Origin of the sequence: Brevundimonas sp. S1H14 (assembly GCF_047716865.1) — a bacterium.
GTDB classification, from domain to species: Bacteria; Pseudomonadota; Alphaproteobacteria; order Caulobacterales; family Caulobacteraceae; genus Brevundimonas; species Brevundimonas naejangsanensis.
The window spans coordinates 2,843,381-2,867,785 of sequence record NZ_CP136679.1 but is presented as its reverse complement, the minus strand read 5'-3'; the positions used below and the strand labels follow the sequence as shown (position 1 = coordinate 2,867,785).

Sequence of the window (24,405 nt, the reverse complement as noted above, 5' to 3'; positions counted from 1 at the left end):
TTTGAGTGCAAGATCCAGAGCGTTGACGTGGGATCCCACCACGGCCATCGAAGCCTTGGCTGCGGCGGACGCCGCTCTGTGGATATGGACGCCCGCCGAGGATCAGATCCGTTTCACCGGGGCCACCCGGCCGCTGGGGCTGGGGCCGCTGGCGCCGCAGTGTTCGGGCGCGGCCTTCACCGCCCTGACCATGCCGCAGGACCGCGCCCTGGCCGACCGCCTGCTGAAGCCGCAGGCGGAAGGGACCGAGATCGCCGTGCGCCTGCGGATGCGCGGGTGCGAGACCTGTCTGTGGCGCGGCGTCTGGCTGGAGGACGGACTGCGCGCGGCGGGCATCGTCGCCCTGGAAACCAAGTTCGCAGGCGCCGACCGGGATACGCTGACCGGATTGCTGGATCGGCGCACCTTTCTGGTCCGCGTGGCGGAAACCCTGGCGCAGCCGGGTGACTATGAGGTGGTGGTCGGCGATCTGGACCGCCTGCGCCGCCTGAACGAGGCCCTGGGGCACGAGCGGGCCGATCTGGTGTTGTCGGCCCTTGGGTCGCGGTTGTCGGCGGCTTTTTCCGAAGACTGCTCCCCCGCCCGGATCGGCGAGGACGAGTTCGCCGTTCTGGTGAAGCGCGGGGGAACCGGCGGGGGCGAACGGATGCGCGAGGCGCTGGAGCAGCCGCTGCGCATGGCCGGTTTCGACATCTACCCCACCGTCTCCATCGGCGCGGTGACGGCCGAGGGCGGTCCGGACGCTCCGGACCCTGCCGAACTTCTGCGCCGCGCCGAACTGGCGGTCGAACAGGCCAAGACGGCCGGGCGCGGCGGGGCTGCGGCCTATGGCCGGGCGTTGGAAAGCGACAGCCTGTCGCGTCTGGCGCTGGAGGCGGACCTGCGCAACGCCCTCGTACGGGGCGAAATCGAACCCTTCTTCCAGCCGATCGTGAACCTGAACACCGGCGCCGTGGCCGGGTTCGAGGCGCTGGCGCGCTGGCGCCACCCCCGGCGCGGTCTGGTGCCGCCGGACGAGTTCCTGACCCTGGCCGATGAAATGGGCCTGATGAACGAACTGGGCCTGCTGATGATGACCCAGGCGGCGCGTCAGCTGGACGAGTGGCTGACCCGCCATCCGAACGCGGGGCGGCTGTTCTGCAGCGTCAACCTGTCGGTCGGCGAGATCGAGCGCCCCCATCTGGTCGAGGACGTCGCCCGCATCATCAAGGAGACGGGCCTGCCGCGCGGCGCCCTGAAGCTGGAGGTCACCGAGGGCGACATCATGCGCGACACCGCCCGGGCCGCCGAGGTGCTGAAGGCCCTGCGCGAAGCCGGGGCCAGCCTGGCGCTGGACGATTTCGGCACGGGCTTCTCGTCGCTGTCCTACCTGGCCAAGCTGCCGTTCGACACCCTGAAGATCGACCGTTACTTCGTGCTGACGATGGACAAGGACGAAGGCTCGGCCAAGATCGTCAAATCGGTCGTCAACCTGGGCCGCGATCTGGCGCTGGAAGTCGTGGCCGAGGGGGTCGAGAACGCCGGGCTGGCGCAGCTGCTGCTGGCCGACGGCTGCCACTACGGCCAGGGGTTCGGCTATGCGCCCGCCCTGCCGGCGCAGGAGGCCGAGGTCTATCTGAACGAGTCCCTCGCCGACGGCGTCGCTCCGATCAAGGGACGCTCGGCGTGAAGATAGACCCGGCGATGAAGGATCGTCTGATCATGACGGGAGCGGCGGCGCCCGCCGTTCTGGGCGTTGGCGTCGCCCTTCTGTTCACGCACGATCTGGTGGTGGTCGGCGCCGTCGGGGCCGGTCTGGCGCTTGTTTCGGCCGCCCTCAGCCTGACGCCGCCTGTGGCTGCGGCGCGAATCCGACATCTGCGCCGCAGGTATCCGAAAGAAGACTAGGCCCGGCCCCTCTGGCTGGACAGGCGGGCGGCGTCGACGCCGAGGCCCGCCAGGGCGCGGCTCCATTTGGTGTCGTAGTCGGTATCGAAGATCAGGGCGTCGTCGGCTTCTGCGGTCAGCCAGACGTTTTCGTTCAGCTCTTCCTCCAACTGACCCTCGCCCCAGCCCGCATAGCCCAGCAGCAGGATCGACTGGCGCGGGCCTTCGGCGTCGGCCATGGCGGTGAGGGCGTCGCGGGTGCCGGTCAGGGCCAGCCCCTCGCCGAAGCTGAGGCTGGTGTCGTCGCTGATCCAGTCGTCGGTGTGCAGGACGAAGCCGCGCTCGCGCTCGACCGGGCCGCCGATCAGGACATGACGCCCGCGCACGCGGTCGTCGGTCGGCGTATCCAGCGTTTCGAGCACATCGGCCAGGGAAACGCCGGGCGCGGGCTGGTCCAGCCGCACGCCAAGGGCGTGGTCGTCGTCGTGGGCGCAGATCAGGATGACGGCGTGCCGGAAGCGGTCGTCATCGATGCCGGGCATGGCGACCAGCAGACGTCCGGTCAGAGAGGAGGCCGCCGGGGAGGAGGAGGTCTTCATGCCCCTATCATCGGTGTGCGGGCCGCAGTGCGCAAGACGGTCGCCGCCTCGACGCTTGGCGTTCGGGCCGGGGCTCTCTATCTGAACCTCATCGCGCTCCGGATCGTCCGGGCCGACATCCGGAGACCCCGACATGACCCTTTCGATCGGCGACCGCATTCCCGAGGCGACCCTGACCACCATGACCGCCGAGGGCCCCAAGCCGGTCACGACGGCCGAGCTGTTCGGCGGCAAGACCGTCGCCCTGTTCGCCGTGCCGGGCGCCTTCACCCCGACCTGCTCGGCGCGCCACCTCCCGGGTTATGTCGACCACCGCGCCGACCTGGCGGCCAAGGGCGTGGACACCGTCGCCTGCGTCTCGGTCAACGACGCCTTCGTCATGGGCGCCTGGGCCCAGGCCAATGATCTGAACGGCGCCGACGACATCGTCATGCTGGCCGACGGCAACGGCGACTTCACCCGCGCGGTCGGCCTGACGCTGGACGCCAAGGGCTTCGGCATGGGCGAGCGTTCGCAGCGTTACTCCATGCTGGTCAAGGACGGCGTGATCGATCAGTTGAACATCGAGCAGGGCGGCGAGTTCAAGGTGTCCTCGGCCGAGCACCTTCTGGCCCAGCTGTGATCCCCGGCGTCGCCCGCCCCCTCCATCTCGCCCGCCGCGCGCGGGGTTGAGGCCGTGGCGGGCGACGTCTTCACGCACGAACAACGCAGCGCCGTCATGCGGCGCGTGAAGAGCCGCGACACTGGCCCCGAGATCAAGGTCAGACGCGCCTTGCGGGCCGCCGGGATCGGCTATCGTCTGGGCGGTTGCGGCCTGCCGGGGCGGCCGGACGTGGTGATGAAGGGGCGTAGCTCCGTCGTCTTCGTCCACGGCTGTTTCTGGCACGGCCACGACTGTCCGCGCGGCGCCCGCCAGCCCAAGGGCAACGCCGATTACTGGATCGCGAAGATCGACCGCAACCGCACCCGGGACGCTCGCGTGGCCGACGAACTGACGGCGGCGGGCTGGCGCGTCCTGACCCTGTGGGAATGCGACCTCAGACAGCCGGGTTGGGAAGAGCGCCTGATCACGGCGCTGCGCCCGGAAACAGCCTAGGCTGCGGCCTCGGCGTCCGCTTCGGCTTGGGCGGCGTCCAGAGTGTGGGACAGGGCGTCCAGCAGGGCGGCCGGGGTCAGGGGCTTGGATACGAAGGCGTTCATGCCCGAGGCCAGGCAGGCGCTCATGTCTTCCGGCTCGGTGTCGGCGGTTACGGCGATGACGGGAACGCCAGCGTTCGGGCCGCCGCCCTTGCGCAGACGCCGCGTGGTCTCGCGACCGTCCAGTTCCGGCATCCGCACATCCATGAAAACGACGTCGAAGACCTGGCCCTCGCAGGCCTGAAGCGCGGCCAGACCGTTCTCGGCCATGACGATCTCGCAGTCGAAGGCCTGCAGGATCAGCTGGATGGCGCGCCGGTTGATAGCGTGATCGTCGACGACCAGAACACGCAGAGGCCGGGCGTCCGCCGCATCGTCATCGAACGCGGCGTCCTCGAACGCAGGCGGCGAAGCCAGGGGCTGCGAAGGCGGGGCCGCAGGAGCGACGCCCGGCGGGGGAGCGAGCGGGTCGAGGCGGGCGGACGCGGCCAGCGGGGTGATCGGCTCATCGCGGATGTCGTCGGCAGCCGCATCGCGCCGTCCCTGAGGCAGGCTCAGGGCCACGGTGAACTGGGAGCCGCAGCCGGGTTCGCTGCGCACCGTCAGGCGCCCGCCCATCAGTTCGATCAGGTCGCGGCTGATCGCCAGTCCGAGGCCGGAACCGCCGAAGCGGGCGGCGACGCCGTCCCTGGTCTGGTCGAAAGGCGTGAAAAGACGTTGGAGTTGGCCGGGGCTCATGCCGCGCCCCGTATCGGCGACGTCGATCAGCAGGGCGTAGGCGCCCTCGTCGTCCATCCAACTGCGGACCTTCAGCGTCACCGTGCCGACCTCGGTGAACTTCATGGCGTTGGAGATCAGATTGTTCAGCACCTGGCGCAGGCGCATGGCGTCGCCGCGCACCCAGCGGGGCGTCTCGCGCGCGCCCTCCAGCCGCAGTTGAAGACCCTGGGCGCGGGCCTGGCCCTGCCACAGCCTTGCGGTCTGGGCCAGCATCAGGCGCAGGTCGAACTCGTTGCTCTCGACGTGCATACGGCCTGCGTTCAGCCGTGCGTGATCGAGCAGGTCGTCCAGCAGGGCCTTCATCATCAGCCCGGCGTCCTCGATCAGGGCGATGTGCTGTCGCGCGGCGGTCGAAGGCGCGGCGGCGCGCAGATAGTCGGCGCCGGTCAGGATGGCGCTGATGGGCGTGCGCAGGTCATGACCGACGGCGGCCATGAAGGCGCTGCGCTCGGTCATGGCGGTCTCGACCTGGCGACGTTCCCGTTCGGCTTCGGCCAGGGCGTGGCGTTCGGCCAGCATGGCGTTGCGCAGGCGCGCGCGCGTGTTGAAGCAGAACAGGGCGTAGCAGAAGACGCCGATCGCCACGGCGATGATCAGGGACCGCTCGGCCCCCCACAAGGCCATGAACATGGGCGTCAGGGCCATGAAGACGAGCTGGGGCAGCACGGTGAAGCTGAACACACGCATGTTGCCGGCCGACATGATCACGGAGTTGATCGAGCCTGCTGAAAGAAGAACGGAGGCGGCGAAACCGCCCATCGGACCGCCGATCAGCCATAGGGGCACGGATAGGAAACCCAGCCAGCCGGCGTTGAGCGCCAGAACGGCGTCCATCGCCAGCCCGCGCCAGCCCTTTGGCGTCTCCTGACGGCCCTGGAGCACGGGCTCGGCCAGCCAGGCCTCAACACCCTGGATCAGGACATAGACGGCCAGCCATCCCATGGCGGGCGTCAGTCCCAGAATGGGGCTGAAGACAAGCGCCGTCGCGCCGCCCGTGACAAGGCGCTGCATCGTCGCCTTGCGACGTTGGCGAATGGCGGGCGCCCACCCGATGTGGGCGTCGGCGAGAGTGTCGGACATACGACGTTCCAAACGGGCGCTGGGCCCATTGGTTCATCATCGACCGAGGGTTGCTAATGCTCCGTCAACGGCGGGCGGCGGTCGCCTCGGCCATGCTGGCGAAGCCTTCGGCGCGCAGGCGGGCGGCCAGGTCGCGCTTGATGCGGCCGATCAGGCCCGGCCCTTCATAGATCAGGGCCGAATAGACCTGGACCGCCGAGGCGCCGGCCCGAATGCGGGCGAAGGCGTCCTCGCCACTGGCGATTCCGCCCACCGCGACCAGCGGCAGGCGCCCGTCCGCCGCCTCGGCCGCAGCCTCCAGCGCCTTCTGGGCGAAGGGCTTCAGCGGGGCGCCCGACAGGCCGCCGCTCTCGCCTGCGAATGCGGAACGCAGGGAGGCTGGCCGCTCCAGCGTGGTGTTGGACACGATCAGGGCGTCGATGTCGTGGGCGATGGAGGCCTCGACGATCATGCCGATCTCTTCGCCGATCAGATCGGGCGCGATTTTAAGGAAGACCGGAGCGCCGTCGCCGGGGCGGGCCTCATGGATGCGGCTCAGCAGGTCGTCCAGCGCCTCGCGGCCCTGTAGGGCGCGCAGGCCCGGCGTGTTGGGCGATGAGATATTGATCGTGAAATAGTCGGCCAGTCCCGCCAGCCGCTTCAGCCCCGCGACATAGTCGGCGGCCTTATCCTCAGTGTCCTTGTTGGCGCCCAGGTTGGCGCCGATGGCGGTGCGGGTCGGGCGCCGGGCCAGACGGGCGGCGAAGAGCTCCAGCCCCTCGTTGTTGAAGCCCATGCGGTTGATGATCGCCCGGTCTTCCGACAGGCGGAACAGGCGCGGTTTCGGGTTGCCCGCTTGCGCGCGTGGGGTGACCGAGCCGCATTCAACCGCGCCGAATCCCAGCCGCGACAGGCCTTCCAGCGCCTCGCCGTTCTTGTCCAGACCGGCGGCCAGACCGACGGGGTTGGACATCTCCAGCCCCGCGATGACGGTCTTCAGGATCGGGTCGTCGGCGCTGGGGGCGGGCAGGGGCGTCAGCTGCAGGGCGCGGATGGCCAGGCGGTGGGCCGTTTCGGGGTCCATCTGGCGCAGCAGGACAGCGCCCAGGTCGGTCAGGCTCATGCTCATGTTCTGGCTCAGGCGGTCTCTTCGATGATCATGCGGCCGTCGGCGCTGACCGACAGGGCGCGCGCGCCGCGCGTCGCCGCGACGGGCAGGGGGCCGTAGATGTGGGGGAACAGGGCGCCGCCGCGCGATGGCTCCCAGATCAGGGCGTCGCCCAGGGCCGTCAGATCGACCTCAACCAGCATCAGGTCGGTCTGACCGGCGTAATGCTTGGTCGCCGTGGCCTCCAGCTGATCGGCGGCCGACAGGTGGATGTAGCCGTCGGCGAGGTCCACGGCCGAACCGTCATAGCGGCCCTCTGCCAGGGTCGCGCGCCAGTCGGCGCGGCTCAGGATCTTGAAGGCGACGTGGGGCAGGTCGGTCATGGCCTAGAGGGCCTCCGGGGTCAGCCAGCCCTCATAGGAGGGGCGCCCGGCGACATCGACGGTGAAGACAGCCGCCGCCCCGGTGGGAAAGCCGCCGCTCATCTTGTCCAGCACCGACGGGGAGGCGGCGCTCTCGATCAGATATTCGACCGCCAACTGGTGAATGCCGGGGTTATGGGCGATCAGAAGCAGGCAGCCCGCCTCTTCCTCGGACGCCTCGACGGCGCGACGCAGGGTGTCGGCCGAGGCGTTGTAGAGGTTGTCGGACACGCGCAGTTCGACGTCGCCGAAATGCTCGCTGGCCTGATCCCAGGTCTGGCGCGTTCGCCGGGCGCCGGACACCAGGGCCATGTCCGGCTTCAGTCCCCGCTCGGCCAGGGCGCGGCCGACGGCGTCGGCGTCCCGCAGGCCGCGCGGGCTCAGGGCGCGGTCCACGTCGCCGCCGGGCGCCGAGGCTTCGGCCTTGGCGTGACGCATCAGGATCAGTCTTTGCATGAGGCTGGCTTTAAGGCTGTTTGCGCGCGGCGCCCATAGGGTGCGAGGCGGGCGCGTGGTCGCGGGCGGCGGGCGAGGGAGTCAGGGCGGGTCGTCCGGCCAGCACCGTCTGGGCCAGGCCGCGCGGGCGGACGCGGGCGTAGGCCTGACGCGTGGCCTCCAGCATGATCAGGCCCGCCGCGCCGGGAAACAGCTTGGGCCCCACCTGCTCCAGCCCGTCGGCCAGACCCAGCAGCGGTCGCCACGGCGGGACGTACAGGGCCTGGGACCAGGCGACCGGCTCCAGGCCGACCTCGCGCACCAGCCGCTCCAGCTGGCCGCGGGTGAAGGGGCGGCCGTGGCCGAAGGGGGTGGCCTCGGCGCGGGCCCACAGGCCGCCGCGCGCCGCCGCCGCCAGGATGACGCGGCCCGACGGCGCCAGGGCGCGCACCGCCTCGGTCAGCAGGGCCTTGGGATCGTCCGCCTCTTCCAGGGCGTGGACCAGCAGGATGCGGTCGAAGGTCCCGGCGGCGAAGGGCAGGCGGCGCTCGTCGATCAGGGTGGTGCGGTTGCGCCCGGCCGCCGTCCATTGCTCGGCGCCCTGACCGCCCGGCATGGCGGCGATGACGCGTCGGGCTCCGATGAAGGCGTCCAGCCAGGGGGTGGCGTAGCCCAGTCCCAGCACGTCGCAGCCGTTCGCCTCGCCCCAGGCGTCGTCCAGCCGCCGCGCCAGCATGCGCCGCGCCAGCGCCCCGGTCGGTTCGCCGTAGAAGGTGCGGAGCTCGTCGATGCTGCGGCGCATGGGGGGCAGTATGGCGGATTTCGCGGCGGATGTCGGCTTTCCTGCTTAAAGCCGCTCATTCCGGCGTCCGCCGGGATGAGCGGAAAATTGTATATAGGCCTGCTAGGATGCCGCCTGATCGGAGACCTCCTCATGACCCTGACCGTCCGCCAGTTCCCCTGCCTGTCCGACAACTACGGCTTTCTGATCCGCGATGAGGCTACCGGGCTGGTTGCGGCCATCGACACGCCGGACGCCGAGGCGGTCCTGAACGATCTGGAGGCGTCGGGCTGGGGGCGGCTGGACCTGATCCTGAACACCCACTGGCACGCCGACCACACCGGCGGCAACGAACGGCTGCAGGCCGAGACCGGCTGCGAGATCGCCGGGCCGGAGGAGGTGCGCCGCGCGGCGCCGCTGGACCATGTGCTGGTCGATGGCGAGGCGGTGCGGCTGGGCGAGACGGCCTTCGACGTGGTGCTGTCGCCCGGCCATACGCTGGGCCATGTGGTCTATCATGCGGCGGACGACGGTCTGGCCTTCGTCGGCGACGTCATCTTCGCCCTGGGCTGCGGGCGGCTGTTCGAGGGGACGCCGCAACAGATGTGGGAGAGCCTCAACCGCATCGCCGCCTGGCCCGAGGCGACGACCCTGTACTGCGCCCATGAATATACCGCGTCGAACGCCCGCTTCGCCCTGTCGTTGCCGGACGCCGACGCGGCCTTGCAGGCCCATGCCGAGGCCATCTTCTCCGCGCGCGAACGAGGCGAGGCGACGGTGCCGACGACGGTCGGGGTCGAGCGCCGCTTCAACCCCTTCCTGCGCGCCCGCGACGCCGAAGACTTCGCCCAGCGCCGTGCGGCCAAGGACGGGTTCAAAGGCTAGTCGCCGGCGAACCCTCCCCCGCGAAGGGGGAGGGCTTTACGCTTAAGAGGCCGAGTAGCTGGTCTTGATCTGGGTGTAGAAGTCGGCGGCGGCGAAGCCCTGTTCGCGGGGGCCGTAGCTGGACTTCTTCGTGCCGCCGAACGGGACGTGATAGTCGACCCCGGCAGTGGCCAGGTTGACCATGGTCATGCCCGCCCGCGCCCGGCGCTGGAACTCGCGCGCATGTTTTAGCGACTGGGTGACGATGCCCGCGGACAGGCCGAACTCGACGCCGTTGGCGATGGTCATGGCCTCTTCGAAATCGGCCACGCGGATGGTCGAGGCGACGGGGCCGAACACTTCTTCGTTGTTGATGCGGGCGTCGGCCAGGGTGTCGACGATCAGGGTCGGCTGGACGTACCAGCCCGGCTTGTCGAGGTTGAGGCGCTGGCCGCCCGCCACGACGCGGCCGCCGCCGGATGCGGCGATGTCGATGTAGTCGTAGGAGACGTCGCGCTGGGCCTCGGTCACGGCCGGGCCCATCTGGGTGGACGGATCAAGAGCGTCGCCGACGCGCAAGGCGGCGACCTTCTCAGCCAGGGCGGCGACGAAGCGGTCGTGGATGCCGTCCTGAACGATCAGGCGGCTGGAGGCGGTGCAGCGCTGGCCCGTGGCGAAGAAGCTGCCGTCCAGGGCGATGTTCACGGCGCGGTCCAGATCGGCGTCGTCCATCACGATCAGCGGGTTCTTGCCGCCCATTTCCAGTTGGACGCGGGCCTGACGTTTCATCGCCCCTTCGGCCACCCCGGCGCCGACCTTCTGCGAGCCGGTGAAGCTGATGCCGTCCACGTCTGGGTGGGCGACGATGGCGCGGCCGACGTCGCCGTCGCCGATGACCATGTTGACCACGCCCTTGGGCAGGCCCGCCTCATGCAGGATGGCGATCAGGGCCTCGGCCGTGGCCGGGGTCGGGCCGGCGGGCTTGATGACCACGGTGTTGCCGAAGGCGATGGCGGGGGCGATCTTCCAGGCCGGGATGGCGATGGGGAAGTTCCACGGGGTGATCAGGCCGAACACGCCGACCGGCTGGCGGTAGGTTTGGATTTCCACGCCGGGCCGGGTCGAGGCCAGGTTCTGGCCGTGCAGGCGCAGGGCCTCGCCCGCGAAGAACTTCAGGATGCGGGCGGCGCGGGCCGTCTCGCCGATGCCCTCGGCCAGGGTCTTGCCCTCTTCGCGCGACAGCAGGCGGCCGACCGCTTCGCGGCGCTCCATCAGCAGGGTTCCGGCGCGATCCAGCACATCCGAACGGACTTCAGGCGAGGCGTCGGCCCAGGGGCCGAAGGCGGCGCGGGCGGCGGCGACCGCCTGATCGACCTCGGCGGCCCCGCCCTTGGGGGTACGGGCCACGACGTCGCGCGTGTCGGACGGGTTCAGGCTCTCGCCCGTGCGCGTTCCGGCGACCTTCTCGCCGCCGATCCAGTGCGAAAGCTCAAGCGTGTCGGTCATCTGGTCATCCCCTTGGTTCAGCTTCTGGATTGCCTGACGCGACGGCTGGCGACAAGGCGTCGGCGCCGGATGTTTCTGTTGAATTGGCGCGGGTTTGGCGAAGGGATTGCGCTGAGCGCACCAGACATGTCATGAATAACGCTGATTGGCCGGGGGCGGTTTCAGATGATTTTCCAGCGTGCTTTCGCAGTTTTTGCGGCTCTGGCCGTCTGTGCGTCCGCCTGGCCGGCCGCAGCGGTCGCCGCGCCTGGGGCGGTTCAGGCCGAGACGGCGCGGCCGGGTTCAGCGAGGGTGGGGCTGAAGCGTCGGGTGGCGGTCGGGCGCTTCACCAACAGCACGCCCTATGGCCGCCTGCTGCTGTCGCCGGGGCAGGCTGATCCGGTGGCGAGCCAGGCAGGCGACATGCTGGTCAACGCCCTTGTCACGTCCGACCACTTCTTTGTCTTCGAGCGGTCCGATCTGACGGCGCTGAACGCCGAGCGGGTGCTGTCCGAGGCGGACGGTCAGGCGCTGAGCGGGGTCGACGCCTTGCTGCTGGGCTCGATCACCCAGCTGGGCCGCCGCAATGAGGGCAAGCAGGGCTTCCTCAACTCCCAGCGTCGTCAGGCGGTCAACGCCACGGTCGAGATCCGTCTGGTCGACGTGCGCACCGGCCGCGTCTTCTTCACCGCCTCGGGCGCCGGGGAGGCGACGACGGAGACCGGCGAGGTGGCGGGTTTCGGCAGCCGCGCGGGCTATGACTCGACCCTGAATGATCGGGCCATATCGGTGGCCATCGCCGACGCCATGACCAATATCGTCAACCAGTTGCAGCAGCGGGCCTGGTTCACCGACATCCTGCGGGTGTCCGGCCCGACCGTCTATGTCAGCGGCGGTCCCAGCCAGGGTCTGCGCGCCGGCGACCGCTTCCAGGTCGAGACTCCGGGCGAGACGGTGGTCAGCGGCCAGTCGGGCCTGCCGATCACTCTGCCCGGAAGCCGGGTGGCGCAGATCGAGATCACCGGCTTCTTCGGCGACAGCCCTGAGACCGAGGGCGCGACCGCCCGCGTGATCGAGGGCGAACTGCCTGCCGATCCAACCGGCCTGCGGGTCACGGAGATCAGACCATGAAGACGAGCGCGGTCGTGCTGACCGTCCTGTGCGCCGCGCTGGCGACCGGGGGGTGCGTCAAGAACTATCCCACGCGCGAGGCGGTGCAGGGCGCATCCGCAGGCACGCTGAAGCTGAGCAATGCCCCGGCCGACGCCCGCCTGATCGTGGACGGGCGCGATCTGGGATCGGTCGGCGCCCTGGGCGGGGGCGCGGCCCTGACGCCGGGCCGACATGAGGTCGTCGTCCGTCAGGGCGACCGGACCCTTCACGCCCAGACGGTGATCGTCGCCGCCGGGGCGCAGGCTGTAGTGGTGGTGCCGTGAAACGTCTGATCACGATCGTTGCGATGACGGCCCTGACCGGCGTCGCCGCCTGCGCGCCCGCGACGCGGTTCGAGTGGGGCGCCTATGAGCCCGCGCTCTACGCCTATGCCCAGAACCCCGAGAACCGCGAGGCCTATCGCACCGCCCTGGAGCGCGCCATCGAGGCGGGGCGCAAGCGCGACGCCGTTGCTCCGGGGCTGCTGGCCGAGCTGGGCTATCTGCATCTGCAGGCGGGCGAGACGACGCAGGCCCTGACGCTGTTTCAGGAAGAGCGTGCGCGCTTCCCCGAATCCGCCGTTTTCATGGATCGGGTGATCGTCGGCCTCGGCGGTCAGGCCGCCGTCGCCGGGGGAGAGGCGCAATGATCATCCGCAGACCGCTCGCCGTCGCCGCCCTGGCCTGCGCCGCCCTGCTGACGGCCTGCGCCACGGGGCCTGCGCCCAAGAGCTACGCCGCCCTGCGCGCCGAGAATCCGCGCAGCGTCATGGTGGTTCCGGCGCTGAACTCGACCGTCAACGTAGATGCGGCGGACTATTTCGTCTCGACCATTTCCCGGCCGGTCGCCGAGCGGGGCTACTATGTGTTCCCCGCCCATATGGTGAAGGGGGTGCTGGAGGACGAAGGCCTGTCGGATGCTGGTCTGGTGCATCAGGCCGACGCCGCGCGCTTTGGTCACCTGTTCGGCTGCGACGCCGTGCTGTTCGTCGAAATCCAGAAGTGGGAGTCGCAATACGCCATCATTTCCACCTCGACCAATGTGGCGTTTGAATACACGCTGAAGAGCTGTCGCAGTGGTCAGGTGCTGTGGTCGGACCATCAGTCGATGACACATAATCCTCAGGCGTCCAGTTCGGGCAATCCGCTGGCCGATCTGTTGGCCCAGGCCATCGTTTCGGCGCTGGAGAAGGCCAAGCCCAACTATATGCCGCTGACCCAGCAGGCCAATCTGACGGCGACCCATACCTTGGGTCAGGGCCTGCCCGCCGGTCCCTATCTGCCGGCCCAGCACCGGCAGGATCACAAGAGCTTTCCGGACGAATAGGTCCGTCGCGTCAGGGAGCGGCCAGCGCGGCTAAACACCGCGACAGAAAAGCTGCGGAGCGGGGCCTTGCTTCGCGCGTATAAGCCTTATCTGTTACGTCGCCCCCGAACGCACGGAGACCTCGCCATGTCCGACACTGCTCAAACCCAGGCCTATGACGCCAGCCGCCACAGGAAGGCGGGGCGCGGCCGGGTCTATGACAGCATCGTCGACACCATCGGCGATACGCCTCTGGTGCGGCTGCCGAACCTGACGGCGGCGCTGAAGCCCAAGGCCACGGTGCTGGCCAAGCTGGAGTTCTTCAACCCGATCGCCTCGGTCAAGGACCGCATCGGCGTGGCGATGGTCGAGGCGCTGGAGCAACTGGGCAGGATCAAGCCCGGCGCCACCCTGATCGAGCCGACCAGCGGCAACACCGGCATCGCCCTGGCCTTCGTGGCGGCGTCCAAGGGCTACAGGCTGATCCTGGTCATGCCCGAGAGCATGTCGATCGAGCGGCGCAAGATGCTGGCCCTGCTGGGCGCGAAGCTGGAACTGACGCCCGCCGAAAAGGGCATGAAGGGCGCCATCGCCCGCGCCGAGGAACTGCTGGCGGAAATCCCCGGCTCGATCAGCCCGGCCCAGTTCGAGAACCTGGCCAACCCCGCCATCCATGAAGCCACGACGGCCGAGGAAATCTGGAACGACACGGCGGGCGCCGTGGACGTGGTGGTGGCGGGCGTCGGCACCGGCGGCACCATCACCGGCGTCGGCCATGCGCTGAAGGCGAAGAAGCCCTCCGTGAAGATGATCGCGGTGGAGCCGACCGACTCTCCGGTCCTGTCCGGCGGCGCGCCGGGGCCGCACAAGATCCAGGGCATCGGCGCAGGCTTCATCCCCGCCGTGATCGACCGTGATGTCATCGACGGGGTGGAGCAGGTCACCAACGAAGACGCCTTCGACATGGCCCGCCGCGTCGCGCGCGAGGACGGGATACCGGTCGGCATCAGCTCGGGCGCGGCCCTGACGGCGGCCTTCAGGCTGGCGGCGCAGGACGCCTATGCCGGTCAGACGATCGTGACCATCATCCCCAGCTTCGCCGAACGCTATCTGTCGACCGCCCTGTTCGAAGGGCTGTGACAGCCGGTTAACGGGTCGGCGCTAAGGTCGCCCAATGAGTGAAACCGGGGGCAGGGCGGAACAGACCGAGGCGCGACCGATGCGGGCGCGTCGCGCCCTGCTGCGTCGTCTGGCCGATGTGGTCAGCCTGCCCGCCAGCCGGATCAACGTCTTCGAGCGTTCGGTGGTCGGCGACCTGCTGGTCGACGTGTTGCGGACAGCCTCGACGGAAGAGCGCCGCCGGGTGGCCGAGCGGCTGGCGCCGCTGGGCGAACTGCCTGATGCGCTGAAGCGGCTGCTGCTGCGCGACGAGCCCGAGGTGGCGCGCCCGCTGCTGGAGGAGTGCGCCGCCTTGTCGGACGCGGACCTGATCGGCTGCGCGCGCGACGCCGGGCTGGAGCATCGCCTGCTGATGGCGGCGCGGCGCGGCCTGTCCGAGGTCGTGACCGAGGCCCTGTTCAACTGGGCCGAGGAGGCGGTGATCGCCGCCGTCCTGCGCAATGACACGGCGCGCCTGCCGCAATCCGCCGTCGAGAGCGTGATCGCTCTGAGCCGCAACGCGCCGGTTCTGTGCGCCCTGATCCTGCGGCGCCCGGAACTGCGGCCCTCGGGCGCCTATGTCATGTTCTGGTGGTGCGGCGCCGATGAGCGGCGCATCATCCTGCAACGCTTCGCCGTGTCGCGCGAGGTGATGCAGAGCAGCGTCGAGGACGTCTTCGCCCTGGCGGCGGAGGAGGGGTGGAGCGACCCCGTCGCGCGCAAGGCGCTGCAGTTCATCGAGCGGCGCCAGCGCAATCGTGCAGCCGTGGCCAGGAGCCCTTACGCGGATCTGGAAGCGGCCGTGGCGACGGCGGGCGCCGGGGGACTGACGCGCGAACTGGTCGCCGAGATCGGCTATCTGTCGGGGATCAAGCCTTTGACTTCGGCCAAGATCATGGGCGATGCGGGGGGTGAGCCCCTGGCCATACTGTGCAAGGCGACAGGGTTGGCGCGGCGCGACCTGGCGGCCTTGTGGCGGGCCATGCGCCGTCCGGAAACCACCGCTGACGGCGCCGAGCACCCCGATTGGCGCCGGGTGCAGACCATCTATGAAATGCTGGCGGTGGACCGAGCCCAGACGGTGCTGCGTTACTGGAACTGGTCTCTGTCCTCGGCGCTGACGCCAACGCTTCTACGGGCGATCCGCGAGGGGGAGGAGGCGTTGATCGACGAATACTCGGCGCCTGAACGTGCAGCCCTGCTGGCCCTTGCGGAGAACTTCGGTCGATAAAAAATCGGCGTTGTCGTAATTACTGATCAGGGCAGTTGAACTCGCTTATCAAGCGATAAAAGACGGCTGCATTGCTTTCGAACTCGAACATCCGTATGAAACCGACGAGCGGCGGATCCTTTCAGATCAGTCGATTGAATTTGGGACGACAGAAGGCTGATCCGAATGGAAGAAAAACCCGAACTGCTAGAGATGACGGCGGACATCGTGTCGGCCTATGTCAGCAACAACACCGTATCGGCCGACACCGTGCCGGTCCTGATCGCGCAGATCCACGCCGCTCTGTCGGGCGTTTCGGAAGCCCCGGCTGAAGCCGAGCCCGAGCCGCAAGAACCGGCCGTCCCGGTCCGCAAGTCGATCACGCCGGACTTCCTGATCTGCCTGGAAGACGGTCGCAAGTTCAAGTCGCTGAAGCGTCACCTGCGCACCAAATACAATCTGAGCCCGGAAGAATACCGCGCCAAATGGGGTCTGCCGAAAGACTATCCCATGGTCGCCCCGAACTACGCCAAGGCGCGTTCGGAACTGGCCAAGCAGATGGGCCTGGGCCAGGGCGGCCGCAAACCCGCCCGCGCGACCCGCAAGTAAAAGCGGCGCCACGCTAAAGACAGACGCCCGCCTTTCCAGCGAAAGGCGGGCGTTTTGCTGTTCAGGGGCCGGATCGAAAGCCGGATCGAAAGGCGGGGGGGCGTCAGGCCGCTTGCATCGCCTTGCGCGCGCGCCAGAAGCGGATCGTCCGCATGGCGGCTTCACGGGTCAGTTCCTGATACATCCCGGCATAGGCTCGCGCCTTGCCCATCGCGTTGTCGTCGGTGTTCAGCAGGACGACGGCGTAGGTCAGGAACAGGGCGCGATCCAGGTCGGCCGCCTTGCAGATCACCGCCAGGGCGTCCAGCTCGCGCCGCTCGATGATCTGGCGGGCGGTATGGAAGTCGACGTCAGCCAGTTGCGACAGGGCGATCAGGAATGCCGTCTGGCCGCCCGAGCGCAGGAAACGGGCCAGCACCTGAGGCGTCAGCTGATGGGCGGCGCGCAGTTCTTCGACATAGGCCAGGCTCTCAGCGTAGTCGGGCGGCAGGGCGCCGTCTTCGGCGGCGACGCGCGTGCGGCCGGCGGCCAGGGCGCTTTCCAGCAGGGCCGGGTCCATCCGCGCATTCTGTTCCAGAATGCGCTGACGCAGGCGGGCTTCGACCTCGAAATACAGGTCGTTCAGCAGGTCGGGCGGCAGGGCGGAGCGCTCGACCGTCACCGCGTGCAGGGCCGGGTTGGCGCGAGCGCGTTCCACGGCGGTTTCCGAGGCGGCGCGCGACAGGCTGGCGCCTTCATTGCCCAGCAGCACGCCCAGAGTTTCGTCGTCGCCGCGTTCGACAATGGCGTCGGACACGGCCTCGGACACGGCGGCGCGGCGGCTGACGGCGCGCATATGCCCCTGACCGCGCGAGCGCACCACGCCGATCAGGTCCGCCTCGGTCAGCACCGGCGAGGCGCTGAGGACGGGGGCGGCGACGGTCTCGGCTTCGTCATTGGCCAGGCGGCGGATCAGTTGGTGCGGGGCGTCGGGCGCCTCGGCGAACCGCTCGGCCAGTTCGGCGCGTACGGCCGTCTCCATAGCCTCGGTGAGGTCGGACAGGACGGCGCCATAGAGGGCGGTTTCCGCCTCGGTGCGCTCGGCTGCGCCGAAGAAGCAGTCGGTCAACTCACGCAGGAGGGCGCGCCGCTTGGGGCTGGAGCCTTCCTGGGCCAGGGCGATCAACTCAGGCAGGCGCGAGCCGGTCGCGGCGGCGGGGTGCAGGGCGCCGTCGCTCATGGCAGGCCGGGACCGTCAGGCATGGGACCGTCGATCATGGGGGCGGCGCGCAGACGGCCTTGGGCGTCGCGCATGACGGCGGGCGCTTCGGGCGGCTGAGCCAGGTCGTCGGAGGCGATTGGTTGATCCAGTTCGACCGGCAGGGCGTCCAGATAGTTGGGCGCGGGCAGGGGCGTGGCGTCCGGCTGGCGGCCCGCCTGACGGTGAACGGAGTAATAGCGGGCGCTGCTCTGAGCTGGAGCGTCATTGGACGCGGGCTGGGACGCGGGTTGGGGCGCGGGCTGCGGCGCCGTCTGGGGCGGTTGCTGCGCGGGCGCCTCGGGCGAGGCGGGAGGCGAGGCGGCGGGCGCTTGAGGCGCATTCCTTTGCAGTTGGAAGATCAGCGCGTCGCGACGAGGCGCCAGCGGGTCGACGGTCGGCTGGGCCGGTGCGGGCGCGGGCTCTGGCTGAGCTTGGGGCTGAGGCTCGAGCTGGAGCGGGGAGGCAGGCTGGACCGGCGGCGTGGGCGGCGCAGGCTGGGGCTCGGCGATAACGGTCTGCGGCGGCTGTCGCACCGGTTCAGGCGCCGGCTGTGAAGCGGGTTGAGGGGCAGGCTCGACGACGCGCGGGACCGGTTGAACCGGCGGCGGCGTCGGCATCGGCCGCAAAGGCTCGGGCATCGGCGCGGGCGTCGGCTGGGGCAGGGGCGTGTGCTGGACGGGGGGAGCCGGCGCGGGTTGCGGCTGACGCTCTGGCTGGGCGCGCGACCAAGGGGTCTGGCTCGGCGCCGGGGCGCGCTCAATCGGCGCGGGCGAGGCCTGATACGCGGGCTGGGGGGGAATCTGAGGCGGCGCATAGGGCGCAGGCTCAGGCTGACTCTGCGTCGGCTGGCGCGTCCACGGCGGGGGTTGATAGGACGGCTGATAGGGCGGGGGCGGCGTGAAGTCGGGCGCCGGGGTTTCGGCAGGAGGACTCACATACGGACGCCAGACGGCGTCCGGGTGGCTGGTCACCGGACGGAACTCGGGCGCGGGGGCCTGCTGGGGCTCGCCGTAGGTCTGAGCGGAACGCCAGGGGTATCCGCCGTGCGGGATGATCGGCGGGCGAGCGGCATAGGTCGGGCTGTCCGCCACAACCTGCTGCGGCGGGGCGAAGCTGTCAGCCGGGGCGCTGGTCCAGTCCGGCGCAGGCTGGCTGGTTGGATGGGCCGCAGGGCGGCCGGGCCAGGACAGCTGGCGTGCATGAGAGGGCGCCGGATAGGGCGGTTGGCCGGGGCTTTGCTGCGGCGGGACGGGCTGCGCCCAGGCGGCCGTGGCCGCGCCGAGCGCGGGCAGAAGGGCGGCGATGGTCAGGGTGCGCGGCAACGGCGCCTCGTGAAAACTGAAGAGGTTCAGCCGGGCATCCTAGGCGGCGCGACTTAATCCTCGCCTAACGTCGGGCGATTTAGCCGCGCGAGGGCAGATACTGGCCGGTGAAGGCCTCGCGCCAGTCGGGCGCGGCGGGATAGGCGCCTTGCGTCTGATCGGCGAAGGCCTGCCAACGCTCGGGCGTCATGGCCCCGAGGCCGTAGAGAGCCGCGTCGCCGCCGTCGACCATGGCCTGGGCGCGCAGAGCCGCGCGGGCGGCGTCGAGCGCGCGCTGGGGCAGGTCCGGATTGGCGCGGCGGATCAGTGCGTCGCCCTTGGCCCCGTCGCCGTGGACGTAGTCGCGCCAGCCCTCGACCGAGGCGGCGATGAAGTTGCGCAGGGCCTGGGCGTTGTCGCGGGCGAAGGCGTTGGGCGCCAGCACCAGGCCGGAATAGGAGGGGTAGCCGTCCTCGGCCGGGGACAGGATCAGGGGCTGGAAGCCGACCGCGCGCGCGATCATCTCTGGGCCGCCGTCGGTGAGGCGCGCGACAAGCACGCTGTCCGGATCGTCGCGGAAGGCCTTCAGATTATCCTCGGGAGCGCCGGGGCGGGCCTGGTCGGGGGTCAGGTCGAAGCGCGCGCGCAGCCAGGTCCAGAAGCCGCCCTGATCCCTGGGCTCCATCAGGATGCTGCGACCGCGCAGGACGGTGAGATCCTCCAGTTGCTGGTCGGGATGGGCCAGAAGGACGACCGGGTCTTTCTGCAGGAAGGCGGCCACGGCCTTGACCGGGGCGCGCTCGGCGATCAGCCGCAGCGGCAGGAAGCTGTCGCGGCCGATGGCCAGTTCGACCGCGCTGGCGGCCAGAAGGGCGGGGATGTCGGCGCCGGTCGGGCCGGCCAGAATCTCGACGTTGAGGCCGCGCCGCTCATAGGCCCCGGCCGCCAGCGCCTGATAGAAGCCGCCATGCAGGGCGTCGGCCGATCCGCCCGCCGCCACGCGCAGGCGCACGCGGCCGGACTCGTCGGTCGGCGCAGGCGTACGGCCGCACGCCGACAGCGCGCCCACGGCGCTCAGGCCAAGGGCGCCGACCATGAGGCGGCGTCGGTCCAGGTGGGGGCGAGTCATCACCTCTAGGGTGTAGGGGGGCGGGCCGCGCTTGGAAAGGCGGCGGGGCGTCGCCGGGCCGATTTCCGAACCTGAGCCCGCGATCCAGCGCCGGAATTGAGCGAGGGGACGTAACCCTTTGAGCCAGACCGTCGCCGGTCGGATCGCGGATCGCGTCCCCTCGCCAAGTCCGGGTTGGACTTGGCCGCTATAGGGTCGAAACTTCGCCTCAGCGTCGGCGGGCGAACCCGGCGTCGTTCAGCGCCTGTTTCATCGGCTCCTGGTCTTCGGCGTTCCGCAAGGCGAACCTCGCGCCGTCCGTCGATCCCGGCCAGGTTCTCCATGATCCCTGCGCCGAAACGCTAAAGGATCGGGAGCCTTGGCCCTGCGTCGGTGTTTCCGCGTCCTCCGAGGAGGCTTGGAACCCTGGGTCAGAGAGCCGGACTGGTCCGCTTGATTTCCGGGTCTCCCCGGATTTCCGCGCCTCCGTGTCCCTTCGGCCTGTTGACGTTCCCGCGAAATCGGTTATTGGGCAAGCGCCCAAACCGGCGCGTCTGTGCGGAATCGTCCCGGACCCGGTGGGTAAGCCTGTGGATATCTGTGGACGGACGAAATTCGCGCAGGCGGATCAGGGCGTTGCGCTGTCCACAGGAAAAGGCGTCTGACGCCGCGCCTGTCGCGCGTTCTAGAGAATGAGGGCGTAGCCGGCCTGCTGATGGTGAATGAGGGTCATCATGGCGGCGGTATCGACCTGAACGCCGGGCTCCAGATCGGCGGGCGTCAGGCCGTTGGCGACCATCGACTGACCGCACAGGCGCACCTGAACGCCGGCCGCGACAAGGGCGCGGATTAGGGCGCTGTTGGGATTGACCTCGCCCTTGCCGCGCGCAGCCCATGCGGCGTCGGACAGGGTGGCGAGCGTGGCGCCCCCATGCAGGACGGCGACGATCTTGCGGCGCTCGCCCGTCACGCCGCCGGCTTCGAGCAGATTGGCCAGGCGCGCCACGCGGTCGAGCGACCTGAGCGACTTGTCGTCCGGCCCGCCCTGGGCCACGTCGAAGATGACGCGGTAGTCGCGCCCGGCGTCAGGTTGTTCGCCCGCGTCGGGCAGGGCGGTGAAGGCGCCGTAGCCGACGACCGTCTGGGCTTGGGCTTGAGACGGGAGGGCGACGGCTGAGACGCCCAGGGCCCCAAAGGCCAGAACGAGGGCGGAGAGAACAGCTTTCATGCGGGGTCCTGACTCAACTAGGGGTGCAGACGCAGGCGATCACCCTGCCAGCGCGGCCTTCTTCTCTTCAAGCTCCAGCCAGTCGAGTTCGGCGGTTTCCAGTTCGGCGCGGGCTTTTTCGGCGGCCTTCATGGCGCGGTCGAAGGCGGCCGGGTCGCGCGAATAGAGGTCCGGGTCGGCGAGGATGGCGTCCTGTCTGGCGATTTCGACGGGGAGGGTCTCCATCAGCTTTTCGACCTCTTCCAGACGGCGGGCGTCCTTGTAGGACAGCTTGACGGTCTTCTTGGGGGCGCGGTCAGAAGGCTCCGCCTTCTCGACCCGACGCGCCCCTGAGGGCGCGCTGTCGGCGTGGGTCGGGGGCGGGGCGAGGAAGCCGGGGTTCTGGCGCAGGAAGTCCTGCCAGCCGCCGGGGGTCTCGACCACGTCGCCGCGGCCGTTCAGGGCGATGGTCGAGGTGGCCAGACGGTCGACGAAATCGCGGTCGTGCGACACCAGGATCAGGGTGCCGTCGTAGGATTCGAGCAGCTCCTCCAGCTTCTCCAGCGTGTCCATGTCGAGGTCGTTGGTCGGTTCGTCGAGGATCAGCAGATTGGCGGGCTGGGCCAGTGCCCGCGCCAGCAGCAGGCGGTTGCGTTCGCCGCCCGACAGGGTGGAGATGGGCTGTTTCAGCTGGGCCTCCTGGAACAGGAAGTCCTTGGCGTAGGCGGCGACGTGCATGGAGCGGCCGCGCACCAGGATGGAGTCGCCGCCGCCCGGCGTCAGGGCGTCCCACAGGGTCATGTCCGACTTCAGCCCCTCGCGCGACTGGTCGAGGTAGAGGGGTTCCAGGTTGGCGCCCATGCGGACCGTGCCTTCGTCCGGGGCCAGTTCGCCCAGCAGGACCTTGACCAGGGTGGTCTTGCCCGCGCCGTTGGGGCCGACGATGGCCAGCCGGTCGCCGCGGATGATGCGGGTGGTCAGGTTCTTGAAGATGGTGCGGTCGCCGAACGACTTGCTGACGCCCTTGATGTCGGCGACCAGCTTGCCCGAGGCGCCGCCGGAATCGACGCCGAGATTCAGCTCGCGCGGGATGTCCTTGACCCGTTCGGCGCGGTCCAGACGCATCTGTTGCAGGGCGCGGGCGCGACCTTCATTGCGGGTGCGCTGGGCGGTGATGGAGCGGTAGAAGGTATAGGTCTCGGCCTCGATGCGCTTGGTCAGGCGGCGAAGGGACTCGGCCTCTTCCTCCATGACCTTGGCGGCCCAGTCGTCGAACTCGATGAAGCCCTTGTTGAGGGTGCGGACCTTGCGGCCTTCCAGCCAGTGAACGGTGTCGGTGACGCGGTTCAGGAAGGCGCGGTCGTGGCTGACGACCAGAAGGGCGAAACGGGCCTGGATCAGCTCATTTTCCAGCAGTTCGATGGCCAGGATGTCGAGGTGGTTGGTCGGCTCGTCCAGCAGCAGCAGGTCGGGCTCCTCGGCGAAGGCCTTGGCGAGGGCGGCGCGGCGGATCTCGCCGCCCGACAGGCCTTGCGTCGACTTGTTCGGGTTGAGGCCGAAGGTCTCCAGCCAGCTTTCGGCGGTCCAGCGTTCGGCCTCGCCCGAAGCGGCGTAATCGGCCAGGGTTTCGCCGGTGATGACCGGTTCCTGCGGGACATAGGCGAAGCGGGTGCCGGCCTGGAACGAGCGGTCGCCCGAGTCCGGCTCGATCAGGCCCATGACGACCTTCATCAGGGTGGACTTGCCCGCCCCGTTGCGGCCGACCAGGGCGGCGCGGCTGCGCGGCTCCATCGCCATGTCGACGCCGTCGAACAGCGGGCGGGGGCCGTCCTGAAGGCGGACGTCCTTGAGGGCGACGAGAGGGGGGCGAGGGGCCATGAACACCAGTCCGAAAGGGGAGGCGACGCCTATAGCGCGTCGAGGGGGCCGAGGGCCAATATTTCAGGATTTACACAAAACCGTCCAGACGGTATGGCGCTCCGCATGGACGCTCAACCGATACGCCGCACGCCCGAAGACACCCGCCGCCAGATCATCGAGGCGGCCATCGAGCTGGCCGCCGAAGAGGGGGCGATGGCGGTGACGCTGGACGCCGTGGTGGCGCGCCTGCCGTTCAGCAAGGGCGCCCTGCTGCACCATTTTCCGAACAAGCAGGCCCTGCTGGAAGGCGTGCTGGACCATCTGTCGCTGGAGATGACGACAGTGGTGCTGGCCGAGGCGGCGCGTGATCCTAATCCCTATGGCCGCAATGCGCGGGCCTATCTGAGGACGGTGGTCAATGAGCCGGCGACCGAGCGGGACGTGAGCATCGGGCGCGCTGTCCTGGCCGCCTGCGCCATAGAGCCGAGCCTGATCCCGCGCTGGCGCGAGGCGATCCGCAGCCTGACGGTGGGAGACCCCGAAGACCCGATGGGCCGGGACGACGCCCTGATGCTGCGGCTGATCGCCGACGGCCTGTGGATGAGCGACCTGTTCGGCACGCATGAGGTGTCGCTGGAACAGCGCCAGGCCCTGCTGTCGCTGCTGACGCCGGGCAGTCTGCTGACGGATGGCTATTCGGAAGCCGACGCCGATGGGAAGGCCGACGCATGAATCCGGCGACCTGGCTGGCCCTGCTGGGCGCGATCGGCTTTGAGGTGATGGGGACGAGCCTGTTGCAGCAGTCGCAGCAGTTCACCCGGCCGCTGCCGACGGCCGGGCTGGCGGTCTGTTACGGCATCGCCTTCTATCTGCTAACGCTGGCGCTGAAGCAGATGCCGGTGGGGCTGGCCTATGCGATCTGGAGCGGGCTGGGGGTGGTGCTGATCTCGGCGATCGGCGTCTTTCTGTTCAAACAGAAGCTGGACGTTCCGGCGATCATCGGCCTGGTGATGATTGTCGGCGGGGTGGTGGTGATCAACCTGTTCTCGAAGAGCGTGACGCACTGAAGCGCGCCGGCGGTGCGGCTGAATCGCCGAGACCAGGATCGCCTGACCCTCCCCACCCGGTCTTCGCTTCGACCACCCTCCCCATGAAGGGGAGGGAGAAGGCGACAGCGGGGGTTTTGAGGCGTATAGGGCGCGCCCATGAGTTCCGCGCCAGCCAAGCCCTTCTGGGAGACCAAGACGCTCGCCGAGATGAATCCGGGCGAGTGGGAAAGCCTGTGCGACGGCTGCGGCCTGTGCTGCGTCATCCGGTTCGAGGACGAGGACACCGACCAGATCATCCCTACGCGCGTGCATTGCAAGCTGTTCGATACGGACGCCTGCACCTGCACCGATTATGCTGATCGTCAGGCCGAGGTGCCGGACTGCGTGCAGCTGACGCCCGACAATATCGAGCGGCTGAAGTGGATGCCGCTGTCGTGCGCCTATCGTCGGCTGCATGAAGGGCGGCCGCTGGCCGGGTGGCACCCGCTGGTCTCGGGCGACCGGGAGACGGTGCATGCGGCCGGGGTGTCCGTGCGGCGTCAGACCGTGTGCGAGACAGCGCTGAACGAACCCGAGGACGCCCTGGACTTCGAGGCGCCGGAATGGATGGCGGAACGCGGCGTCGCTAACGAATAATTCGTCGACCGGGGGTAAGGGCGTGGTCAGGGGC

The 24,405-nt window shown here is 69.4% G+C and carries 27 protein-coding genes; 15 read left to right on the top strand and 12 right to left on the bottom strand.

All coding sequences use genetic code 11. The features are described from left to right. Nucleotide 1: 1 nt before the first annotated feature. Both RSD66_RS13925 and RSD66_RS13920 read left to right on the top strand, forming a co-directional pair. Nucleotides 2-1,669 carry a putative bifunctional diguanylate cyclase/phosphodiesterase gene (locus RSD66_RS13925; protein ID WP_024354616.1) on the top strand — a complete coding sequence of 556 codons (1,668 nt, stop codon included), beginning with the start codon at nt 2-4 and terminating at the stop codon, nt 1,667-1,669. Next, a complete protein-coding gene (locus tag RSD66_RS13920) occupies nt 1,666-1,887 on the top strand; it encodes a hypothetical protein (protein WP_415288354.1) in 222 nt (73 codons plus the stop codon). The genes RSD66_RS13925 and RSD66_RS13920 overlap by 4 nt, the downstream gene beginning before the upstream one ends. On the opposite strand, the gene RSD66_RS13915 is transcribed toward RSD66_RS13920, so the two are convergent. After that, nucleotides 1,884-2,465, bottom strand: a complete 582-nt coding sequence (locus RSD66_RS13915) for a YqgE/AlgH family protein (protein ID WP_415288353.1) — start codon at nt 2,463-2,465, stop codon at nt 1,884-1,886. The two genes, RSD66_RS13920 and RSD66_RS13915, sit on opposite strands and share 4 nt — an antisense overlap. Before the next feature lie 133 nt (nt 2,466-2,598). Here RSD66_RS13915 and RSD66_RS13910 point away from each other — a divergent pair, with 133 nt between their 5' ends. Together RSD66_RS13910 and RSD66_RS13905 are read left to right on the top strand one after the other, a co-directional pair. Then, nucleotides 2,599-3,087, top strand: coding sequence for a peroxiredoxin (locus RSD66_RS13910; protein WP_119413407.1), 489 nt, complete (start codon nt 2,599-2,601; stop codon nt 3,085-3,087). A 54-nt stretch (nt 3,088-3,141) separates the two neighbouring features. Further along, on the top strand, nt 3,142-3,561 hold the full coding sequence (locus tag RSD66_RS13905) for a very short patch repair endonuclease (RefSeq protein WP_415288352.1): 420 nt from the start codon (nt 3,142-3,144) through the stop codon (nt 3,559-3,561). Here RSD66_RS13905 and RSD66_RS13900 read toward each other — a convergent pair. From RSD66_RS13900 to RSD66_RS13880, 5 genes are all read right to left on the bottom strand, one after another. Further along, nucleotides 3,558-5,462 carry an ATP-binding protein gene (locus RSD66_RS13900; protein ID WP_415288351.1) on the bottom strand — a complete coding sequence of 635 codons (1,905 nt, stop codon included), beginning with the start codon at nt 5,460-5,462 and terminating at the stop codon, nt 3,558-3,560. The genes RSD66_RS13905 and RSD66_RS13900 overlap by 4 nt on opposite strands. 64 nt (nt 5,463-5,526) lie before the next feature. Next, nucleotides 5,527-6,564 carry a quinone-dependent dihydroorotate dehydrogenase gene (locus RSD66_RS13895; RefSeq protein WP_415288350.1) on the bottom strand — a complete coding sequence of 346 codons (1,038 nt, stop codon included), beginning with the start codon at nt 6,562-6,564 and terminating at the stop codon, nt 5,527-5,529. 14 nt (nt 6,565-6,578) lie between these two features. Beyond that, entirely contained in the window at nt 6,579-6,932 is a 354-nt protein-coding gene (locus RSD66_RS13890; RefSeq protein WP_024354622.1) for a DUF952 domain-containing protein, read from the bottom strand. A 3-nt stretch (nt 6,933-6,935) separates the two neighbouring features. Beyond that, nucleotides 6,936-7,427, bottom strand: coding sequence for a SixA phosphatase family protein (locus tag RSD66_RS13885; protein ID WP_415288349.1), 492 nt, complete (start codon nt 7,425-7,427; stop codon nt 6,936-6,938). A 10-nt stretch (nt 7,428-7,437) separates the two neighbouring features. Further along, nucleotides 7,438-8,208, bottom strand: coding sequence for a methyltransferase domain-containing protein (locus RSD66_RS13880; RefSeq protein WP_415288348.1), 771 nt, complete (start codon nt 8,206-8,208; stop codon nt 7,438-7,440). A 132-nt stretch (nt 8,209-8,340) separates the two neighbouring features. Here RSD66_RS13880 and gloB point away from each other — a divergent pair, with 132 nt between their 5' ends. Beyond that, a complete protein-coding gene (gene gloB / locus RSD66_RS13875; RefSeq protein WP_415288347.1) occupies nt 8,341-9,072 on the top strand; it encodes a hydroxyacylglutathione hydrolase in 732 nt (243 codons plus the stop codon). A 42-nt stretch (nt 9,073-9,114) separates the two neighbouring features. Here the strand turns inward: gloB and RSD66_RS13870 are convergent, their stop codons facing one another. Then, on the bottom strand, nt 9,115-10,557 hold the full coding sequence (locus RSD66_RS13870; protein WP_415288346.1) for an aldehyde dehydrogenase family protein: 1,443 nt from the start codon (nt 10,555-10,557) through the stop codon (nt 9,115-9,117). Between the two features lie 165 nt (nt 10,558-10,722). Here RSD66_RS13870 and RSD66_RS13865 point away from each other — a divergent pair, with 165 nt between their 5' ends. From RSD66_RS13865 to RSD66_RS13835, 7 genes are all read left to right on the top strand, one after another. After that, nucleotides 10,723-11,667 (top strand): CsgG/HfaB family protein, encoded by a 945-nt coding sequence (locus tag RSD66_RS13865; protein WP_415288345.1) that lies wholly within the window; start codon nt 10,723-10,725, stop codon nt 11,665-11,667. Continuing rightward, on the top strand, nt 11,664-11,972 hold the full coding sequence (locus RSD66_RS13860; protein ID WP_415288344.1) for a hypothetical protein: 309 nt from the start codon (nt 11,664-11,666) through the stop codon (nt 11,970-11,972). The genes RSD66_RS13865 and RSD66_RS13860 overlap by 4 nt, the downstream gene beginning before the upstream one ends. Further along, nucleotides 11,969-12,337 carry a DUF4810 domain-containing protein gene (locus RSD66_RS13855; RefSeq protein ID WP_415288343.1) on the top strand — a complete coding sequence of 123 codons (369 nt, stop codon included), beginning with the start codon at nt 11,969-11,971 and terminating at the stop codon, nt 12,335-12,337. Before RSD66_RS13860 ends, RSD66_RS13855 begins: the two co-directional genes overlap by 4 nt. After that, nucleotides 12,334-13,014 carry a GNA1162 family protein gene (locus RSD66_RS13850; RefSeq protein WP_415288342.1) on the top strand — a complete coding sequence of 227 codons (681 nt, stop codon included), beginning with the start codon at nt 12,334-12,336 and terminating at the stop codon, nt 13,012-13,014. The genes RSD66_RS13855 and RSD66_RS13850 overlap by 4 nt, the downstream gene beginning before the upstream one ends. A 126-nt stretch (nt 13,015-13,140) precedes the next feature. Beyond that, nucleotides 13,141-14,133, top strand: a complete 993-nt coding sequence (gene cysK / locus RSD66_RS13845) for a cysteine synthase A (protein ID WP_415288340.1) — start codon at nt 13,141-13,143, stop codon at nt 14,131-14,133. A 34-nt stretch (nt 14,134-14,167) separates the two neighbouring features. Next, complete coding sequence (locus RSD66_RS13840; RefSeq protein WP_415288338.1) at nt 14,168-15,382, top strand: DUF2336 domain-containing protein; 1,215 nt, start codon at nt 14,168-14,170, stop codon at nt 15,380-15,382. A 165-nt stretch (nt 15,383-15,547) separates the two neighbouring features. Next, entirely contained in the window at nt 15,548-15,970 is a 423-nt protein-coding gene (locus RSD66_RS13835) for a MucR family transcriptional regulator (RefSeq protein WP_024354633.1), read from the top strand. 103 nt (nt 15,971-16,073) lie between these two features. Here the strand turns inward: RSD66_RS13835 and RSD66_RS13830 are convergent, their stop codons facing one another. The 5 genes from RSD66_RS13830 to RSD66_RS13810 all read right to left on the bottom strand — a co-directional run bounded on the left by RSD66_RS13830 (nt 16,074) and on the right by RSD66_RS13810 (nt 22,704). Next, the gene (locus RSD66_RS13830) at nt 16,074-17,189 is read right to left on the bottom strand and encodes a DUF2336 domain-containing protein (RefSeq protein ID WP_415288336.1); all 1,116 of its coding nucleotides are present in this window, start codon (nt 17,187-17,189) and stop codon (nt 16,074-16,076) included. After that, on the bottom strand, nt 17,186-18,532 hold the full coding sequence (locus RSD66_RS13825; RefSeq protein ID WP_415288334.1) for a hypothetical protein: 1,347 nt from the start codon (nt 18,530-18,532) through the stop codon (nt 17,186-17,188). Before RSD66_RS13825 ends, RSD66_RS13830 begins: the two co-directional genes overlap by 4 nt. A 79-nt stretch (nt 18,533-18,611) precedes the next feature. Next, nucleotides 18,612-19,640: an ABC transporter substrate-binding protein gene (locus RSD66_RS13820; RefSeq protein WP_415288333.1), complete on the bottom strand. Its 1,029-nt coding sequence runs from the start codon at nt 19,638-19,640 to the stop codon at nt 18,612-18,614. A gap of 664 nt (nt 19,641-20,304) precedes the next feature. Then, on the bottom strand, nt 20,305-20,847 hold the full coding sequence (locus tag RSD66_RS13815; protein ID WP_415288331.1) for a DsrE family protein: 543 nt from the start codon (nt 20,845-20,847) through the stop codon (nt 20,305-20,307). 39 nt (nt 20,848-20,886) lie between these two features. Next, complete coding sequence (locus RSD66_RS13810; RefSeq protein WP_415288329.1) at nt 20,887-22,704, bottom strand: ABC-F family ATP-binding cassette domain-containing protein; 1,818 nt, start codon at nt 22,702-22,704, stop codon at nt 20,887-20,889. Between the two features lie 105 nt (nt 22,705-22,809). On the opposite strand from RSD66_RS13810, the gene RSD66_RS13805 reads away from it, so the two are divergent. The 3 genes from RSD66_RS13805 (at nt 22,810) to RSD66_RS13795 (ending at nt 24,371) form a co-directional block, all read left to right on the top strand. After that, nucleotides 22,810-23,418, top strand: coding sequence for a TetR/AcrR family transcriptional regulator (locus RSD66_RS13805; RefSeq protein ID WP_119413424.1), 609 nt, complete (start codon nt 22,810-22,812; stop codon nt 23,416-23,418). Continuing rightward, a complete protein-coding gene (locus RSD66_RS13800; protein WP_415288327.1) occupies nt 23,415-23,753 on the top strand; it encodes a DMT family transporter in 339 nt (112 codons plus the stop codon). The genes RSD66_RS13805 and RSD66_RS13800 overlap by 4 nt, the downstream gene beginning before the upstream one ends. A gap of 138 nt (nt 23,754-23,891) precedes the next feature. After that, the gene (locus tag RSD66_RS13795) at nt 23,892-24,371 is read left to right on the top strand and encodes a YcgN family cysteine cluster protein (protein WP_415288325.1); all 480 of its coding nucleotides are present in this window, start codon (nt 23,892-23,894) and stop codon (nt 24,369-24,371) included. Nucleotides 24,372-24,405: the final 34 nt, after the last annotated feature.

Coding starts and splice junctions, on each gene's coding strand:
- RSD66_RS13810 (WP_415288329.1), bottom strand. CDS start 22,704: ATGGCCCCTCGCCCCCCTCTCGTCGCCCTCAAGGACGTCCGCCTTCAG.
- RSD66_RS13910 (WP_119413407.1), top strand. CDS start 2,599: ATGACCCTTTCGATCGGCGACCGCATTCCCGAGGCGACCCTGACCACC.
- RSD66_RS13795 (WP_415288325.1), top strand. CDS start 23,892: ATGAGTTCCGCGCCAGCCAAGCCCTTCTGGGAGACCAAGACGCTCGCC.
- RSD66_RS13885 (WP_415288349.1), bottom strand. CDS start 7,427: ATGCAAAGACTGATCCTGATGCGTCACGCCAAGGCCGAAGCCTCGGCG.
- RSD66_RS13840 (WP_415288338.1), top strand. CDS start 14,168: ATGAGTGAAACCGGGGGCAGGGCGGAACAGACCGAGGCGCGACCGATG.
- RSD66_RS13830 (WP_415288336.1), bottom strand. CDS start 17,189: ATGAGCGACGGCGCCCTGCACCCCGCCGCCGCGACCGGCTCGCGCCTG.
- RSD66_RS13880 (WP_415288348.1), bottom strand. CDS start 8,208: ATGCGCCGCAGCATCGACGAGCTCCGCACCTTCTACGGCGAACCGACC.
- RSD66_RS13900 (WP_415288351.1), bottom strand. CDS start 5,462: ATGTCCGACACTCTCGCCGACGCCCACATCGGGTGGGCGCCCGCCATT.
- RSD66_RS13800 (WP_415288327.1), top strand. CDS start 23,415: ATGAATCCGGCGACCTGGCTGGCCCTGCTGGGCGCGATCGGCTTTGAG.
- RSD66_RS13890 (WP_024354622.1), bottom strand. CDS start 6,932: ATGACCGACCTGCCCCACGTCGCCTTCAAGATCCTGAGCCGCGCCGAC.
- cysK (WP_415288340.1), top strand. CDS start 13,141: ATGTCCGACACTGCTCAAACCCAGGCCTATGACGCCAGCCGCCACAGG.
- RSD66_RS13860 (WP_415288344.1), top strand. CDS start 11,664: ATGAAGACGAGCGCGGTCGTGCTGACCGTCCTGTGCGCCGCGCTGGCG.
- RSD66_RS13820 (WP_415288333.1), bottom strand. CDS start 19,640: ATGACTCGCCCCCACCTGGACCGACGCCGCCTCATGGTCGGCGCCCTT.
- gloB (WP_415288347.1), top strand. CDS start 8,341: ATGACCCTGACCGTCCGCCAGTTCCCCTGCCTGTCCGACAACTACGGC.
- RSD66_RS13870 (WP_415288346.1), bottom strand. CDS start 10,557: ATGACCGACACGCTTGAGCTTTCGCACTGGATCGGCGGCGAGAAGGTC.
- RSD66_RS13850 (WP_415288342.1), top strand. CDS start 12,334: ATGATCATCCGCAGACCGCTCGCCGTCGCCGCCCTGGCCTGCGCCGCC.
- RSD66_RS13815 (WP_415288331.1), bottom strand. CDS start 20,847: ATGAAAGCTGTTCTCTCCGCCCTCGTTCTGGCCTTTGGGGCCCTGGGC.
- RSD66_RS13915 (WP_415288353.1), bottom strand. CDS start 2,465: ATGAAGACCTCCTCCTCCCCGGCGGCCTCCTCTCTGACCGGACGTCTG.
- RSD66_RS13865 (WP_415288345.1), top strand. CDS start 10,723: ATGATTTTCCAGCGTGCTTTCGCAGTTTTTGCGGCTCTGGCCGTCTGT.
- RSD66_RS13805 (WP_119413424.1), top strand. CDS start 22,810: ATGGACGCTCAACCGATACGCCGCACGCCCGAAGACACCCGCCGCCAG.
- RSD66_RS13895 (WP_415288350.1), bottom strand. CDS start 6,564: ATGAGCCTGACCGACCTGGGCGCTGTCCTGCTGCGCCAGATGGACCCC.
- RSD66_RS13835 (WP_024354633.1), top strand. CDS start 15,548: ATGGAAGAAAAACCCGAACTGCTAGAGATGACGGCGGACATCGTGTCG.